The sequence below is a fragment of the Sulfitobacter sp. M39 genome, from assembly GCF_021735935.1.
Taxonomy (GTDB): domain Bacteria; phylum Pseudomonadota; class Alphaproteobacteria; order Rhodobacterales; family Rhodobacteraceae; genus Sulfitobacter.
Genome location: NZ_WMDZ01000001.1, coordinates 2,530,274 through 2,545,697, shown reverse-complemented (window position 1 = coordinate 2,545,697; position 15,424 = coordinate 2,530,274). Strand labels below are relative to the sequence as shown.

General features: G+C 63.1%; 13 protein-coding genes. 11 read left to right on the top strand and 2 right to left on the bottom strand.

Annotated elements, in window-relative coordinates:
- Window positions 1-5: 5 nt before the first annotated feature.
- From rsmH to mraY, 6 genes are read left to right on the top strand one after another with little or no spacing between them, the layout of a single operon-like run.
- Window positions 6-998 (top strand): 16S rRNA (cytosine(1402)-N(4))-methyltransferase RsmH, encoded by a 993-nt coding sequence (gene rsmH / locus GLP43_RS12275; protein ID WP_237279532.1) that lies wholly within the window; start codon window positions 6-8, stop codon window positions 996-998.
- Window positions 995-1,348 (top strand): cell division protein FtsL, encoded by a 354-nt coding sequence (ftsL, locus tag GLP43_RS12270; protein ID WP_005854161.1) that lies wholly within the window; start codon window positions 995-997, stop codon window positions 1,346-1,348. The genes rsmH and ftsL overlap by 4 nt, the downstream gene beginning before the upstream one ends.
- Window positions 1,345-3,132, top strand: coding sequence for a peptidoglycan D,D-transpeptidase FtsI family protein (locus GLP43_RS12265; protein WP_005854159.1), 1,788 nt, complete (start codon window positions 1,345-1,347; stop codon window positions 3,130-3,132). Before ftsL ends, GLP43_RS12265 begins: the two co-directional genes overlap by 4 nt.
- A gap of 16 nt (window positions 3,133-3,148) precedes the next feature.
- Window positions 3,149-4,630, top strand: coding sequence for a UDP-N-acetylmuramoyl-L-alanyl-D-glutamate--2,6-diaminopimelate ligase (locus tag GLP43_RS12260; protein WP_237279531.1), 1,482 nt, complete (start codon window positions 3,149-3,151; stop codon window positions 4,628-4,630).
- A complete protein-coding gene (locus GLP43_RS12255) occupies window positions 4,627-6,063 on the top strand; it encodes a UDP-N-acetylmuramoyl-tripeptide--D-alanyl-D-alanine ligase (RefSeq protein WP_237279530.1) in 1,437 nt (478 codons plus the stop codon). The genes GLP43_RS12260 and GLP43_RS12255 overlap by 4 nt, the downstream gene beginning before the upstream one ends.
- 31 nt (window positions 6,064-6,094) lie before the next feature.
- Window positions 6,095-7,177 carry a phospho-N-acetylmuramoyl-pentapeptide-transferase gene (gene mraY, locus GLP43_RS12250; RefSeq protein ID WP_005854153.1) on the top strand — a complete coding sequence of 361 codons (1,083 nt, stop codon included), beginning with the start codon at window positions 6,095-6,097 and terminating at the stop codon, window positions 7,175-7,177.
- 164 nt (window positions 7,178-7,341) lie between these two features.
- On the opposite strand, the gene GLP43_RS12245 is transcribed toward mraY, so the two are convergent.
- A complete protein-coding gene (locus GLP43_RS12245; RefSeq protein WP_237279529.1) occupies window positions 7,342-8,253 on the bottom strand; it encodes a glutaminase in 912 nt (303 codons plus the stop codon).
- A 46-nt stretch (window positions 8,254-8,299) separates the two neighbouring features.
- Here GLP43_RS12245 and murD point away from each other — a divergent pair, with 46 nt between their 5' ends.
- A complete protein-coding gene (gene murD, locus GLP43_RS12240) occupies window positions 8,300-9,703 on the top strand; it encodes a UDP-N-acetylmuramoyl-L-alanine--D-glutamate ligase (RefSeq protein WP_237279528.1) in 1,404 nt (467 codons plus the stop codon).
- Window positions 9,704-9,786: 83 nt separating this feature from the next.
- Here murD and GLP43_RS12235 read toward each other — a convergent pair whose 3' ends face one another.
- Entirely contained in the window at window positions 9,787-10,968 is a 1,182-nt protein-coding gene (locus GLP43_RS12235; protein WP_237279527.1) for an NAD(P)/FAD-dependent oxidoreductase, read from the bottom strand.
- 113 nt (window positions 10,969-11,081) lie between these two features.
- Between GLP43_RS12235 and GLP43_RS12230 the strand changes: the two genes are divergently transcribed.
- The 4 genes from GLP43_RS12230 to murC all read left to right on the top strand — a co-directional run bounded on the left by GLP43_RS12230 (window position 11,082) and on the right by murC (window position 15,399).
- Window positions 11,082-11,609, top strand: a complete 528-nt coding sequence (locus tag GLP43_RS12230) for a redoxin domain-containing protein (protein WP_237279526.1) — start codon at window positions 11,082-11,084, stop codon at window positions 11,607-11,609.
- Between the two features lie 111 nt (window positions 11,610-11,720).
- Window positions 11,721-12,890, top strand: a complete 1,170-nt coding sequence (gene ftsW, locus GLP43_RS12225) for a putative lipid II flippase FtsW (protein ID WP_237279525.1) — start codon at window positions 11,721-11,723, stop codon at window positions 12,888-12,890.
- Window positions 12,887-13,987 carry a UDP-N-acetylglucosamine--N-acetylmuramyl-(pentapeptide) pyrophosphoryl-undecaprenol N-acetylglucosamine transferase gene (locus GLP43_RS12220; RefSeq protein WP_237279524.1) on the top strand — a complete coding sequence of 367 codons (1,101 nt, stop codon included), beginning with the start codon at window positions 12,887-12,889 and terminating at the stop codon, window positions 13,985-13,987. The genes ftsW and GLP43_RS12220 overlap by 4 nt, the downstream gene beginning before the upstream one ends.
- Window positions 13,984-15,399 carry a UDP-N-acetylmuramate--L-alanine ligase gene (gene murC / locus GLP43_RS12215; RefSeq protein ID WP_237279523.1) on the top strand — a complete coding sequence of 472 codons (1,416 nt, stop codon included), beginning with the start codon at window positions 13,984-13,986 and terminating at the stop codon, window positions 15,397-15,399. Before GLP43_RS12220 ends, murC begins: the two co-directional genes overlap by 4 nt.
- Window positions 15,400-15,424 lie beyond the last annotated feature (25 nt).

The window sequence follows — 15,424 nt, the reverse complement described above, 5'->3', positions numbered from 1 at the left end:
TCGATATGAGCGGACCCAACGATACCCCTTCCGCCCCCCATACTCCGGTTCTGCTGCGCCCCTTGCTGGCGGCGGTGGCCCCTGTGTCGGGGCGTTGGCTGGATGGCACCTTCGGCGCGGGCGGCTATACCCGTGGCCTGCTGGACGCAGGTGCTGCGCAGGTGGTGGCCGTGGACCGTGACCCGCTCGCGTTTGAAATGGCGCAGGCTTGGGCCGGTGACTATGGCGACCGGATCATCATGCAGCGCGGCGTGTTTTCCAAAATGGACGAATATGCGCAGGATCTGGACGGGATCGTGTTAGATCTGGGCGTATCCTCCATGCAGCTTGATCTGGCAGAACGCGGGTTCTCTTTCATGCGTGACGGGCCGCTTGATATGCGGATGAGCCAGGACGGCCCCTCTGCGGCGGATATCGTCAACGAGGCCGAGGAAGAGGTGATCGCCAATATCCTGTTCCAATACGGTGAAGAACGTGCCAGCCGTCGCATCGCCAAAGCGATCGTACGTGCCCGCGAAGAGGCCCCGATCACCACAACGCTGGCGCTTGCAGGGTTGGTCGAAAGCTGTTTGCCGCGCTCGAAACCCGGCCAGTCGCATCCCGCGACCCGCAGCTTTCAGGCGCTGCGCATTGCGGTGAACAATGAATATGGCGAGCTGTTCAACGGGTTGATGGCGGCGGAGCGCGCGTTGAAACCCGGTGGCCAGCTGGCTGTCGTGACCTTCCACTCGGTCGAAGACCGTATGGTCAAACGCTTCCTAACGGCGCGTGCGGGGGCAGGGGGCAACGCCAACCGCTTTGCGCCCGAAATTGAAGCACCCGCGCCGCAGTTCAAGATCCTCAAGCGCAAGGCCATCGGGCCGGATGCGCAAGAGCTGGAAGAGAACCCGCGCAGCCGCTCGGCCAAGCTGCGCGTCGCAATTCGCACTGATGCGCCTGCGGGCAGCATCGATGCCAAGGCACTCGGCATGCCTATGGTCAGGGGATTAACCGTATGAGAACCGTGCTTTACATCCTAACCACCTTTTCGGTGATCGGGCTGGCCTTCTGGGCCTACCGCGAGAATTACGCGACCCAGCAAGCCCTGAGTGATGCCGATGATCTGCGCTATGAAATCCGCGAAGCCTACAGCCGTCTGGCCGTGCTCAAGGCAGAATGGGCCTATCAGAACCGCCCCGACCGTCTGCGCGATCTGGCAGAGCTGAACTTTGACCGGCTGAACCTTTTGCCGCTGCATCCTGACCAGTTCGGATCTATCGATCAGGTGAGCTACCCGCCGCTGCCAGAACTGCCGCTGTTCGAGATCACCGACGGCGTTGACGTATCCTCGATGGAGGCCCCCGAATGATCCGCACCCCACTGCGCCCGCTGGCCCGTATTCTTGAAGCCCGTCAAAAGGGCGAAAACCCCGATGCGATCGAGCGCGAAAACAAGCGTATCCGCCACGAGCAGATGCGTGACGCCTCGCGGCAGCGTGCCGAGGGGCGTTTGCTGGTGCTGGGGGTCTTCTTCTTCTGCGCCTTCACCGTCGTCGGCGCGCGTATGGGGGTCATGGCGACCACCGACCCGACAGAGCCGCGCGCGGCGGCCCCGGGTTCCGTGATCTCGGCCACCCGCGCCGATATTGTGGATCGCAACGGCAATCTGCTCGCGACCAACTTTGAAACACATGCGCTTTATGCGCAGCCGCACCACATGATCGACCCGCAGGGGGCCGTGAAAAAGTTGATGGCCGTGTTCCCTGACCTGAACGAGGAACGCCTGCTGCGCGACTTTACCGGAAAGCGCAAGTTCTTGTGGATCAAGAAGAAAATCAGCCCCGAGCAGATGCAGGCCGTGCATGACATCGGCGAGCCGGGCTTGCTGTTTGCACCGCGTGATATGCGCCTTTACCCCAACGGGTCGCTTGCCGCGCATATCATGGGCGGAGCCAGCTATGGCCGCGAGGGTGTCCATGCCGCCGAGGTGATTGGCGTCGCGGGGGCAGAGAAATACTTTGACGATTATCTACGCGATCCGGCCAATGGCAACAAGCCGCTGGAACTGTCGATCGACATGACCGTACAGGCCGCGTCCGAGCGTATTCTTTATGGCGGCATGAAGCTGATGAACGCCAAGGGGGCGACCTCGGTCCTGATGGATGTGCACACGGGCGAGGTGATCAGCGCCGTATCATTGCCCTCTTTCGACCCCAACGACCGGCCCCATGCCGCCGTCACTGGCGATGCGTCCGACAGCCCGCTGTTCAACCGGTCGGTGCAAGGCGTCTACGAGCTTGGCTCTGTCTTCAAGATTTTCACCGCGGCACAGGCGATCGACCTTGGCATTGCCACTGCGGATACGGTGATCGACACCTCTGGCCCGATGAAGGTCGGCGGCTTCCGCATCGGCGAATTCCACGGCAAGAACTACGGCAAGCAGACGGTGACGGGGATCATCGTGCACAGCTCCAACCGCGGGACAGGGCGGCTTGCGCTTGAGATCGGCGCGGAGCGTCAGCAGGAATTCCTGAAAAACCTCGGGTTCTTTGAGCCAACCCCCTTCGAGATCGTCGAAGCCTCTGGCGGCAAGCCCTTACTGCCGCAGCGCTGGCAAGAGCTGAGCACCGTAACCGTCTCCTATGGCCACGGCCTGTCCTCCAGCCCGATGCATCTGGCGGCGGGCTATTCTGCCATCGCCAATGGCGGGCACAAGGTCACCCCGACGTTGCGAAAGCAATCCGGCCCCGTGGTCGGCCCGCGTGTGATGTCCGAACGCGCGGCGGCGGATGCCCGCGCAATGCTGCGTGCCGTGGTGACCGAAGGCACGGCCAGCTTTGCCGAAGTGCCCGGCTACCAGATCGGCGGCAAGACCGGGACGGCGGATAAACCCGGCCCCCGGGGTGGCTATCTTGAGGATACGGTCATCGCGACCTTTGCCAGCATGTTCCCGGCGCATGATCCCAAATACGTGCTGATCGTCACACTGGACGAACCGGTCGAGACCTCGGGCGACAAACCGCGCCGCACGGCCGGTTGGACAGCCGTGCCCGTGGCCGCGGAAATGGTCCGTCGCGTCGCGCCCCTGCTGGGTCTGCGACCGACTGTTGAACCGGACAGCCTCGCTGATATAACGCTCTCCAGCAGCAACTAATATAAAGAGCGTCCCCATGGGCACACAGGCCGTCCCGTTATCCTCCCTTGGTCTGACCGCGAAAGGGGGGGGCAACCCGCCCATTGCAGGTATCAGCGTCGACAGCCGTCAGGTCCAGCCCGGCACCCTCTTCGCCGCCATGCCCGGCAGCAAGGTCCACGGGGCCGAGTTTATCCAATATGCGCTGCGCATGGGCGCGGTGGCCGTGCTGACCGACGCCGAGGGGGCCACGCTGGCCGCTGACGCACTGGCACACGCCGACGTGGCCCTTGTCGTCACCGATGCCCCCCGCGAGGCGCTGTCGCGCGCGGCAGCCCTGTGGTACGGCGCGCAGCCGCAGACGATGATTGCCGTCACCGGCACCAATGGCAAAACCTCTGTCAGCACATTCGTGCGGCAAATCTGGATCGAGATGGGGCTGGCGGCTGTCAACCTTGGCACCACTGGCGTGGAAGGCGCATGGACCGCACCGCTGGCGCATACCACGCCCGAGCCCATCACCCTGCACCGCACCTTGGCCGACGCCTCTGCCAACGGTATCACCCATGCCGCGATGGAGGCGTCGAGCCACGGGCTGGACCAGCGCCGGCTGGATGGCGTGACGCTTAAGGCGGCGGGGTTCACGAACTTTACCCAAGACCATCTCGACTACCACGAGACCTTCGACGCCTATTTTGACGCCAAGGCGGGACTGTTCTCGCGGGTGCTGCCCGAGGACGGCACGGCGGTGATCAATATCGATGATCCCAAGGGGGTCGATATGGTCGCTATCGCACGCGCCCGTGGCTGCGAGGTGATCACCGTGGGGCGCGACGGTGGCGATCTGCATCTGACCGGTCAGCGCTTCGATGCGACGGGGCAGGACCTGCGGTTCAGCTATCGCGGCAAGACCTACCAGAAACGTCTGAACCTCATTGGCGGGTTTCAGGCGGATAACGTGTTGCTTGCAGCGGGGCTGGTGATTGCCTGCGGGGCGGACCCCGCCCATGTGTTCGACACGCTGCCGCATCTGACCACCGTGCGCGGCCGCATGCAGCTTGCCGCCACGCGGGACAATGGCGGGGCGGTGTTTGTGGATTACGCCCATACCCCCGACGCCATCGCCACCGCCCTGCAAGCGATGCGCCCCCATGTCATGGGCCGTCTGGTCGCTATCGTGGGCGCAGGCGGCGACCGTGACCGTGCCAAACGCCCGCTGATGGGGCAGGCGGCGGCGGCCCATGCGGATCTGGTGTTCGTGACCGATGACAACCCGCGCTCCGAAGATCCGGCGACCATCCGTGCCGCCGTCATGGACGGCGCGCCAGACGCGACCGAGGTGGGCGACCGTGCCGAGGCGATCCTGCGGGGCATCGACGCCATCGGCGCGGGCGATGCGCTGCTGATCGCGGGCAAAGGCCATGAAACCGGTCAGACCATCGGTGACGATGTGCTACCCTTTGATGATGTGGAACAGGCCAGCGTTGCCGTCGCGGCGCTGGATGGGAGATTGGCATGAGCTTGTGGACCGTAAAAGAGGCCGAAATCGCCACCGGCGGCCGCGCCATCGGGGACTGGACCTGTGACGGCGTGTCGATTGACACCCGTACCCTCGCACCGGGGGATCTGTTTGTCGCGCTGAAAGACGTGCGCGACGGGCATGATTTTGTCGCCATGGCGCTGGAAAAAGGGGCCGGGGCCGCGCTGGTCACCCATGTGCCGGACGGCGTGGCCGAGGATGCACCGCTGCTGATCGTCGAGGATGTGCTCAAGGCCCTGGAGGCGCTTGGTGCCGCCGCGCGGGCCCGAACGCAGGCCAAGGTCGTCGCGGTGACGGGCAGCGTCGGCAAGACCTCGACCAAGGAAATGCTGCTTGCGATCTTTGCCGACCAGGGGCGGGCGCACGCCTCTGTCGACAGCTACAACAACCACTGGGGTGTGCCGCTAACGCTGGCGCGGATGCCTGCGGACACGGAATATGCCGTGATCGAGATCGGCATGAACCACCCCGGAGAGATCTCTCCGCTGGCGCAGATGGCCAAGCCGGATGTCGCGATGGTCACCACCGTCGCCGCCGTGCATCTGGAAGCCTTTGCCAATGTAGCCGAGATCGCCGTGGAAAAAGCCGCGGTGTTTGACGGGCTGCAACCGGGGGGCGTGGCGGTGATCAACGCTGACATCGAACACGCCGCGATCCTGATGGCCAAGGCCGTCGATCGCCGTCTGCGCGAGGTCGAATTCGGCGAACATGGCTATCAGTACAAACTGCTGGACGTGCAGGTACAGGGCGACACCACCGTCGTGCGTGCCGACGCGGACGGCACACCGCTGCTGTTCAAGATCGGGACGCCGGGGCGGCATTTCGCGATGAACGCCTTGGGGGCCTTGGCATCGGCACAGGCCATGGGCGCGGATCTGGCGCTGGCTGCGGCCTCTCTGGGACGCTGGACACCGTATAAAGGCCGCGGCGTGCGCGAAGTGATCCAACTGGATATTGTGGACACCCATCTGACGCTGAACCTGATCGATGACAGCTATAACGCGAACCCCACGTCGATGGCCGCCGCCCTAGAGGTGCTGGCCGCCGCCGAGGTAACCCATGACATCGGCCGCGTCAGCAAGGGGCGGCGCATCGCCTATCTGGGGGATATGAAGGAACTGGGACCGGACGAGATCGCCCTGCACGCAGGGCTCGCGCATCTTGACGCCACTAAAAAGCTGGATGTGATCCACTGCGTGGGCCCGCTGATGAAGCCGCTTTATGACCTGCTGCCGGCGCATCAACGCGGGGAATGGGCCGAAACCGCCGCCGACCTGCTGCCCGCGCTTTCGTCGCATCTGGATAGTGGCGATGTTGTGCTCGCCAAGGGGTCCTTGTCCATGAAACTAGGGCTGATCGTTGACGCGATCCGCAAAATGGGCCATCCGGTCCCGAATGAACGACAGGGCTAAGCCCACAAGATTTTGAGTTAGGACGCGTACGATGCTCTATTGGTTGACCCTCCTGTCAGATGGCGGCGATTTCTTTAACCTTTTCCGCTACATCACCTTCCGCGCCGGTGGGGCCTTCCTGACAGCGCTGGTGTTTGGCTTTCTGTTCGGCAAGCCGCTGATCGCCGTGCTGCGCAAGCGGCAGGGCAAGGGCCAACCGATCCGGGATGACGGTCCCGAGGGGCATTTCGTTAAGGCGGGGACGCCGACTATGGGCGGGCTGCTGATTGTGGGGGCCTTGCTGACCTCTACCCTGCTGTGGGCGCGGTTGGACAACCCGTTTGTGTGGATGGTGCTGCTGGTGACAATGGCATTTGCCGCCATCGGGTTTGCCGATGACTACGCCAAGGTCAGCAAGCAGACGACCGCTGGTGTTTCCAGCAGAATGCGTCTGTTGCTGGGCTTTATCATCGCGGGCAGCGCGGCCTATTGGGCGGCGCAATTCCACCCCGCAGAGCTGCAGAACCAACTGGCGCTGCCCGTGTTCAAGAACACGCTGATCAACCTTGGATATCTGTTTGTGCCCTTCTCGATCATCGTGATCGTGGGCGCGGCGAACGCGGTGAACCTGACGGACGGGCTGGACGGGCTGGCGATCATGCCGGTGATGATCGCCGCAGGGGCGCTTGGCGTGATCGCCTATGCCGTCGGCCGCGTCGATTTCACCGAATATCTGGACGTGCACTATGTGCCGGGCACGGGCGAGATTCTGGTCTTTACCGCCGGTATCTTTGGCGGTGGTCTGGGCTTTTTGTGGTATAACGCGCCCCCCGCCGCGGTCTTTATGGGCGACACCGGATCGCTGGCCCTTGGCGGGGCCTTGGGGGCCATCGCGGTTGCCACCAAGCACGAGCTGGTGCTGGCCATCGTCGGCGGCCTGTTTGTGGTCGAGGCACTGTCGGTGATCATTCAGGTGCTCTATTTCAAACGCACGGGCAAACGGGTCTTCCTGATGGCGCCGATCCACCACCATTATGAAAAGAAAGGCTGGGCCGAGCCACAGATCGTCATCCGCTTCTGGATCATCTCTTTGATCCTGGCGATGATCGGGCTAGCAACGCTGAAGGTCCGCTGAGCCGTTTATCAAAGCGGTAAGAAACAAGAGGGCGCGCTGCAGGGATGTGGCGCGCTCTTTTTTATGGCGGACGGGGGCCAGCCCCCGCGCGGCCAAGGGGCCGCGTCCCCCGGAGTTTATTTGGCAAAATGAAGGGGGGGACGCTGGAAGAAGAGTGGGTCGTGTTAGAAGATCGACCAGCCCATTTCGCGGGCCAGGCGGGCCATGGCTTGCGTGCCTTTCTTCGAGTTGCCATAGCGGTTCAGACCCGGCGACCAGACGGCGATGCTGGCGCGGCCGGGGACAATGGCAAGGATACCGCCGCCCACACCAGATTTCGCCGGAAGCCCTACGCGGTAGGCAAAATCGCCCGACCCGTCATAATGCCCGCAGGTGAGCATCAGCGCGTTAAGGCGCCGGATGCGGGGGGGCAGGATCATACGGGGCAGCTTGTCGGTTTCAATCAGGAACCGTCCGGCCATGGCCAGTTGCCGCGCGGACATGTCGATGGCGCAGTGGTGGAAATAGGTGCCGAGCGTCTTCTCCGGCGCATTGTTCAGGTTTCCGCAGGAGGCCAGAAAATGCGCCAGCGCAAAGTTGCGGTGGCCATGGGCGGTTTCAGAGGCCGCGACGGTTTCGTTGATGTGGATGTCGTCGTCACTGGCGGCAGCGCGGACGAATTGCAGGATTTCGGCCAAGGTCTCGCGCGGTTCGCGGCCCGTGAGCACCTCGTCCGTGGTGACAATGGCACCGGCGTTGATGAAGGGGTTGCGCGGGCGGCCCTGTTCCGCCTCAAGCTGCACAATGGAATTGAACGCACGCCCCGATGGCTCGCGGCCCACGCGCTTCCACAGCTGGTCGCCCGACCGCCCAAGTGCGATTGCGAGGGTGAAGACCTTGGTGATGGATTGCACGGAAAACGGCGTATCGGCATCCCCGGCGGTAAAGACCTCCCCGTCCGCGGTGGTGATCGCGATACCGAATTGCGCCGGGTCGACAGAGGCCAGCTGCGGGATATAGGCTGCCACGTCACCCCAGTCATCCGTGGCGCGCATGTCGGCGTTGAGCTGGGCTAAAATCTCTGGCAGAGGGGGCATAAGGGGCTCCGAAAGTTTCAGGGTCATCGCTAACAGGAGAGCAGGCATGATACCAGTTCAAGGTTTGACCGGCGCTAAGGTCGCCATTCTGGGGCTCGGGCGGTCGGGGCTGTCTGCGGCCCGTGCGCTGGCCGCCGGGGGTGCGTTACCTGTCTGTTGGGATGACAACCCCGCCGCCCGCGCCGCCGCGCAGGCCGAAGGGTTCGATTGTGTGGATCTGGGCAAGGCCGGCGTCTTTGATGACATCGCGCGGCTGATCGTATCGCCCGGCATCCCGCATCTTTATCCGGCACCGAACCCGGTGATCGTCGCCGCGCAGGACGCGGGTGTGCCGGTGGACAATGACATCGGGCTGTTCTTTCAAAGCTTCGCGACGCTGGCCTGGGATAACTTTGACGTGGTGCCCAAGATCATCGCGATCACCGGGGCGAACGGGAAATCCACCACCTCGGCGTTGGTGCATCACATTCTCAAACACGCAGGCCGCCCGACGCAACTAGCGGGAAACATCGGTCGCGGGGTGCTGGACATAGAGCCTGCCATCGATGGCGAGGTCGTGGTGCTGGAGCTGTCGAGCTACCAGACCGATCTGGCGCGCAATCTGACGCCGGATGTCGCCGTCTTCACCAACCTTAGCCCCGATCATCTGGATCGCCATGCGGGCATGGGCGGCTATTTCGCGGCCAAACGGCGGCTCTTTGCTGAAGGCGGGCCGGATCGTGCCGTCATTGGCGTGGATGAACCCGAAGGGCGTTTTCTGGCGGGACAGCTAAGCGAAGGGGCGGCCGACGACCGGGTGATCCGCGTGTCGGTGGACCGCAAGCTCACGGGGCTTGGTTGGCAGGTCTTCGCACGCAAAGGCTTCTTGTCGGAATATCGCGGCGGCAAGCAGATCGGGTCCATCGATTTGCGCAGCATCACCGGCTTGCCCGGCGCACATAACCACCAGAACGCCTGTGCCGCCTATGCCGCCTGTCGCACGCTGGGGTTTGCGCCCAAGATCATCGAAGCGGCGTTCCATTCCTTTGGCGGCCTGCCGCACCGCAGCCAGACCGTGGGCGAGGCGGACGGCGTGCGGTTCGTCAACGACAGCAAGGCGACCAATGTGGACAGTGCGGTCAAGGCACTGGCGGCGTTCAAGAACATCCGCTGGATTTGCGGCGGGCTGGAGAAAGAGGGCGGTTTGGGCAGCTTGTCAGAACCGCTGGAGACAGTACGCAAAGCCTATGTGATCGGGCGCGAGGCGGCGCAGTTCGCCATGAAGCTGGGGGTCGAGGCCGAGGTCTGTGGCACGATGGACGTCGCGGTCGCGCGCGCGGTTGAGGATGCCGAGGCGGGGGACGTCGTCTTGCTGGCCCCTGCGGCCGCGAGCTTTGATCAATACGACAGTTTCGAGCGGCGCGGAGAGGACTTTGTCGCGCAGGTGCAGAAGCATCTGGCGGACGCGTAAGCGCGTCCTTGATGACGGGAAAAGAGGGGGGCGCTGCCCCCGCCGCCTTTGGCGGCCCGTCGGGATTTGGGGCCATTTGGAAATTACTGTTTCTGCGTGATATGTGCGGCGCAGGCCATGGCGGAGGACCAGGCCCATTGGAAGTTGTAGCCGCCCAGCCATCCGGTCACGTCGACGGCCTCGCCAATGAAGTAGAGACCGGGGCGTGTCTTGGCCTCCATCGTTTTGGAAGACAGCGCGTTGGTGTCGATCCCGCCAAGGGTCACTTCGGCGGTGCGGTAGCCTTCGGTGCCTGAAGGGGTCATGACCCAATGCGACAGCGTGTCGATCAGGGTGCTGAGTTTTGCATCGGACCAATCGGCGAGGTTGCCGCCAAGGTCCATGATCCCCGCCAGATGATCCACCAGCCGCGCGGGCAGGTGGTGGGAGAGCTCTGTCGTCAGGTTGCGGCGGCCATAGGTCTGGCGTTGGCTGCGCAGCTTGGCCAGCAGATCACTGTCGGGTAGCAGGTTCACCGTAATCGGCGCGCCTTCAGTCCAGTAGCTTGAAGCTTGCAGCACCGCAGGGCCGGAGAGGCCACGGTGGGTGAACAGCAAGGCTTCGTCAAAGGCGGGGCCTTGGGCAGTGACCCGCGCGGGCGTCGCGGTGCCGGATATGGGCGCGAAACGCGCGTCGGTGAAGGTGAAGGGCACCAGCCCTGCGCGTGTGTCGGTGACGGGGATACCCATCTGCGCGGCGATCTCATAGGCGCGCCCCGTGGCCCCCATCTTGGGGATGGATTTCCCGCCAGAGGCGACGACAAGGTTGCGCGCGGTGATCGGCGTGGTGCCGTCGGCCGTGTGCAAGGTCATGCTGTATCCGGCATCACGCGCGGCGATATCGGTCAGCGTGCTGTGCAGGCGCAGATCAACACCGGCTTTTTGCATCAGGCCGCGCAACATGGCGACGATCTCTTTGGCGGAGGTGTCGCAGAAAAGCTGGCCGAGGGTCTTTTCGTGCCATGCGATCCCATGTGCGTCTACCAGTTCGATGAAATCCCACTGGGTATAGCGCGCCAGCGCCGATTTGGCGAAATGGGGGTTGGCGCAGATGAAGGCATCAGGCGTGCAGTGCATATTGGTGAAATTGCAGCGCCCCCCGCCCGAAATGCGGATTTTCTCGCCCGGGGCTTTGGCGTGATCCACGACCAGCACCGATCCGCCTGCGTGGGCCGCGCACATCATGCCTGCGGCCCCTGCGCCTAAAATTACCGTGTCATATTGCATGGCCCCGCCATAGCCCCCGCCACGCAAGCCGGTCAAGTGGCCGTGAGCGGGGTGGCAATCATACGGATGCGGGTTAACTGGGGTGGTGACGAAGCAATTAAAGGAGAGACCCGATGAACGTATTGGACGCAGGAAACGCATTCCCGAAACTCACCGTGGCAGAGCTGCAAGGCGGTATGCTGACCCTTGGCACCCCGCGGGGCGATCATGACTGGCAGCTTGTCGTTGTTTATCGCGGTCTGCATTGCCCGATCTGCAAGAAATACCTGTCGACGCTGGACGGGTTGGTCGCAGATTTCAACAAGGCAGGTGTGGATGTCGTTGCCGTATCGGGAGACCCAAAAGACAAAGCGCGCGAGATGGCGCAAGAGCAGGACCTGTCCGTGACAATCGGCTATGATCTAAGCATCGCACAGATGCGCGAGCTGGGGCTCTATGTCTCTGACCCGCGCAGCCCGCAAGAAACCGATCAGCCCTTCGCAGAGCCCGGCGTGTTCGTGGTGAATGGCGACGGCAATATCCAGATCCTCGATATCTCGAACGCGCCCTTCGCGCGCCCTGATCTGGAGGGGCTGCTGAACGGGATCAAGTTTGTGCGTGACAACGACTATCCGATCCGCGGCACGCACGCGGGGGCGTAGGCAGCTTTGCGCGGGGCTGGTTAAAACAGACTAGCCCCGCGTGACCTTTCGCGCTACACTGTAAGCCAGACCCCGAAAAGGGGCGGAACGAGGCAGTGTAAGGCAGGTCCCATGACAGAAATGGTCTATGGCGCGGTTCCCGTTCGGGATGGCGAACCGATTCTTCCCAAATGGTGGCGTACGATCGACAAATGGGCGATGTCCTGCATCCTCCTGCTGTTTGCCGTGGGCATGTTGCTGGGGCTGGCGGCCTCCCCGCCCTTGGCCGCGAAAAACGGCTTTGACTCTTTTCATTACGTGCAGCGGCAGGCCGTTTTCGGTGTGCTTGCCGTGATTGCGATGGTGCTGACGTCGATGATGACGCCCGTGATGGTGCGGCGTCTGGCGATCGTTGGCTTTCTGGTGTCCTTTGTGGCGCTGGCCTTGCTGCCGTTCTTTGGCACTGACTTTGGCAAAGGAGCTGTGCGCTGGTATTCAATGGGCTTTGCGTCCTTCCAGCCGTCAGAGTTCCTCAAGCCCGGTTTTGTCGTTGTGGCGGCGTGGATGATGGCCGCCGCGCTCGAGATCAACGGCCCTCCGGGCAAAACGTGGTCCTTTGCGCTGTGTATTTCTATTGTGCTGATGCTGGCGTTGCAGCCCGACTTTGGTCAGGCCTGTCTGGTGCTGTTCGGCTGGGGGGTCATGTATTTCGTAGCCGGTGCGCCGCTGGTGCTGCTGGTGGGCATGGCCGGGCTGGTCGTCTTGGCGGGGACTTTTGCCTATTCCAACTCTGAACACTTTGCCCGCCGGATCGACGGGTTTTTATCGCCCGACATCGACCCACGCACGCAGCTTGGCTATGCCACCGATGCGATCCGCGAGGGCGGTCTGTTCGGGGTCGGCGTGGGCGAGGGGCAGGTGAAATGGTCGCTGCCCGATGCGCATACCGATTTTATCATCGCCGTTGCTGCCGAAGAATACGGCCTGATCCTCGTGATGTGTGTGATCGCGCTTTATGCCGTAATCGTTGTGCGGTCGCTGCTGCGTCTGGTGCGCGAGCGGGATCCCTTTATTCGTCTGGCCGGCACCGGTCTGGCGTGCATGTTCGGCGTGCAGGCGATGATCAACATGGGCGTGGCCGTGCGTCTGCTGCCTGCCAAGGGCATGACGCTGCCTTTCGTCAGCTACGGCGGGTCGTCGGTGATCGCCTCTGGTATCGCCGTGGGCATGTTGCTGGCGTTTACGCGGTCCCGACCACAGGGCCAGATCTCTGATCTATTGGGCCGGAGCCGCGCCCGATGACGGCGCCGCTGCTGGTCATTGCCGCAGGCGGGACGGGCGGGCATATGTTTCCCGCCCAAGCGCTTGCCGAAGTCATGCTGGCGCGGGGCTGGCGGGTAAAGCTGTCCACTGACGCGCGTGGGGCGCGCTATACCGGCGGTTTCCCCGAGGCGGTCGAGATTCAGCAGGTCAGCAGCGCCACCTTCGCGCGCGGCGGTCTGGTGGCCAAGGCCATCGCACCGTTTCGTATTCTGGGCGGTGTGCTTGGCGGTGTCTTTGGCATGCTGCGCGACAAGCCTGATGTCGTTGTCGGCTTTGGCGGGTATCCGTCGATCCCCGCGCTGACAGCGGCCTGGGTGCTGCGCAAGCCCCGGATGATCCACGAACAGAATGGCGTGCTCGGTCGGGTCAATGATCTGTTTTCAAAACATGTTGATGCGGTGGCCTGCGGCACATGGCCGACCACATTGCCCGATGGTGTCAGCGCTGAACACACCGGCAATCCGGTGCGTGCTGCGGTGTTGGAGCGTGCGGGCGCGGGCTATATCGCGCCGGGCGATTACCCGATGGAGCTGTTGGTGATGGGCGGCAGCCAGGGCGCGCGCATCTTGAGCGAGGTGATCCCCCCCGCCATCGCCGATCTGCCGATGGAGCTGCTGCGCAATATCCGCGTCAGCCATCAGGCGCGGGACGAGGATGGTCAGCGGGTCGCTACCTTTTACGCCGAAAACGGGATCAATGCCGATGTGCAGCCGTTTTTCCATGACGTGCCGCGGCGCATGTCCGAAGCCCAACTGGTGATCAGCCGCGCTGGCGCGTCCAGCGTTGCCGATATCTCTATCATCGGGCGGCCGTCGATCCTCATCCCGTTTGCGGCGGCGACGGGCGATCATCAGACGGCCAATGCCCGTGGATTGGTGGACGCCGGTGCCGCGATCATGGTGCCTGAAAATATGGCAAATCCAGATAGTCTGCGGGCCCAGATCGAAATGGTGCTGACCCATGCAGAGGGTGCGCTGCAGATGGCGCGTGCCGCACTGTCTGTCGCCAAGCCGGACGCCGCAGAAGAACTTGCCCAGATGGTGGAAACCCTGGCAACCGAAGGAAAGAAACGATGAACGCAGCCACGAAACTTCCCACCGATGTGGGCCCGATCCATTTCGTGGGTATTGGCGGTATCGGCATGTCCGGCATTGCCGAGGTGTTGTTGAACCACGGCTACCGCGTGCAGGGGTCGGACCTGAAATCGACCAAGATCACCGACCGTCTGGTGGACCTTGGCGCGACGGTGTTCGAAGGGCAGGAGGCCGCGAACATCGAAGGGGCCGCCGTGGTCGTGATTTCTTCGGCGATCAAGCCGGGCAACCCTGAACTGGATGCCGCACGGGTGGCGGGCCTTCCCATCGTGCGCCGCGCCGAGATGCTGGCAGAGCTGATGCGTCTGAAATCCAACATTGCGGTGGCCGGAACCCACGGCAAGACCACCACAACGACGATGGTGGCCGAACTGCTGGTCAACGGCGGGATCGATCCGACGGTTGTGAACGGTGGGATCATCCATGCTTACGGGTCGAACGCACGGATGGGGCAGGGCGAATGGATGGTGGTCGAGGCGGATGAATCCGACGGTACTTTCAACCGTCTGCCCGCGACCATTGCTATCGTGACCAATATCGACCCCGAGCATATGGAGCATTGGGGCGATTTCGATACCCTGCGCAAAGGGTTCCTGGATTTCGTCTCGAACATTCCTTTCTACGGGCTGGCGGTCTGCTGCATCGACCACCCCGAGGTGCAGGCGCTGGTCGGCAAGATCACCGACCGCCGTGTCATGACCTATGGCTTCAACACCCAAGCCGACGTGCGCGCGGTCAACCTGCACTACAAGGCGGGCGTGGCGCATTTCGATATCATGTTCCAGGCCGAAGGGATCACGATCAAGGATTGCAGCCTGCCGATGCCCGGGGATCACAATGTGTCCAACGCCTTGGCGGCGGTTGCCGTGTCGCGCCACCTTGGCATGAAAACCGAAGAAATCCGTGCCGCGCTTGCCGGGTTCGGTGGCGTGAACCGTCGCTTTACCAAAGTGGGCGAAGTGGACGGAGTGACGATCATCGATGACTACGGTCACCACCCGGTCGAGATTACCGCCGTACTGAAAGCCGCGCGTCAGGCCACCGAAGGGCGCGTGATCGCGGTCCACCAGCCCCACCGCTACAGCCGTTTGCACCATCATTTCGAGGAATTCTGCGCCTGTTTCAACGATGCCGATGTCGTTGGTATCGCCGAGGTCTATGCCGCGGGCGAAGATCCCATTGAGGGGGCAGGGCGCGATGACTTGGTGGCAGGGTTGATCCGTCATGGCCACCGCCACGCCCGCGCCGTCCAAAGCGAGGATGATCTGGCGCGACTGGTGCGCGAACAGGCAGGGCCGGGGGATATGGTTGTCTGCCTTGGGGCAGGGACAATCAGCACCTGGGCCAACGCCTTGCCTGCCGCGCTTGAAGCCTTGAAAAAGGAAGCCGTCTGAATGGCGCGGACCCCATCATACGGGG

Bases quoted from the DNA above. Each gene is read 5' to 3' on its own strand.
- rsmH (WP_237279532.1), top strand. From the start codon at position 6: ATGAGCGGACCCAACGATACCCCTTCCGCCCCCCATACTCCGGTTCTG.
- ftsL (WP_005854161.1), top strand. From the start codon at position 995: ATGAGAACCGTGCTTTACATCCTAACCACCTTTTCGGTGATCGGGCTG.
- GLP43_RS12265 (WP_005854159.1), top strand. From the start codon at position 1,345: ATGATCCGCACCCCACTGCGCCCGCTGGCCCGTATTCTTGAAGCCCGT.
- GLP43_RS12260 (WP_237279531.1), top strand. From the start codon at position 3,149: ATGGGCACACAGGCCGTCCCGTTATCCTCCCTTGGTCTGACCGCGAAA.
- GLP43_RS12255 (WP_237279530.1), top strand. From the start codon at position 4,627: ATGAGCTTGTGGACCGTAAAAGAGGCCGAAATCGCCACCGGCGGCCGC.
- mraY (WP_005854153.1), top strand. From the start codon at position 6,095: ATGCTCTATTGGTTGACCCTCCTGTCAGATGGCGGCGATTTCTTTAAC.
- GLP43_RS12245 (WP_237279529.1), bottom strand. From the start codon at position 8,253: ATGCCCCCTCTGCCAGAGATTTTAGCCCAGCTCAACGCCGACATGCGC.
- murD (WP_237279528.1), top strand. From the start codon at position 8,300: ATGATACCAGTTCAAGGTTTGACCGGCGCTAAGGTCGCCATTCTGGGG.
- GLP43_RS12235 (WP_237279527.1), bottom strand. From the start codon at position 10,968: ATGCAATATGACACGGTAATTTTAGGCGCAGGGGCCGCAGGCATGATG.
- GLP43_RS12230 (WP_237279526.1), top strand. From the start codon at position 11,082: ATGAACGTATTGGACGCAGGAAACGCATTCCCGAAACTCACCGTGGCA.
- ftsW (WP_237279525.1), top strand. From the start codon at position 11,721: ATGACAGAAATGGTCTATGGCGCGGTTCCCGTTCGGGATGGCGAACCG.
- GLP43_RS12220 (WP_237279524.1), top strand. From the start codon at position 12,887: ATGACGGCGCCGCTGCTGGTCATTGCCGCAGGCGGGACGGGCGGGCAT.
- murC (WP_237279523.1), top strand. From the start codon at position 13,984: ATGAACGCAGCCACGAAACTTCCCACCGATGTGGGCCCGATCCATTTC.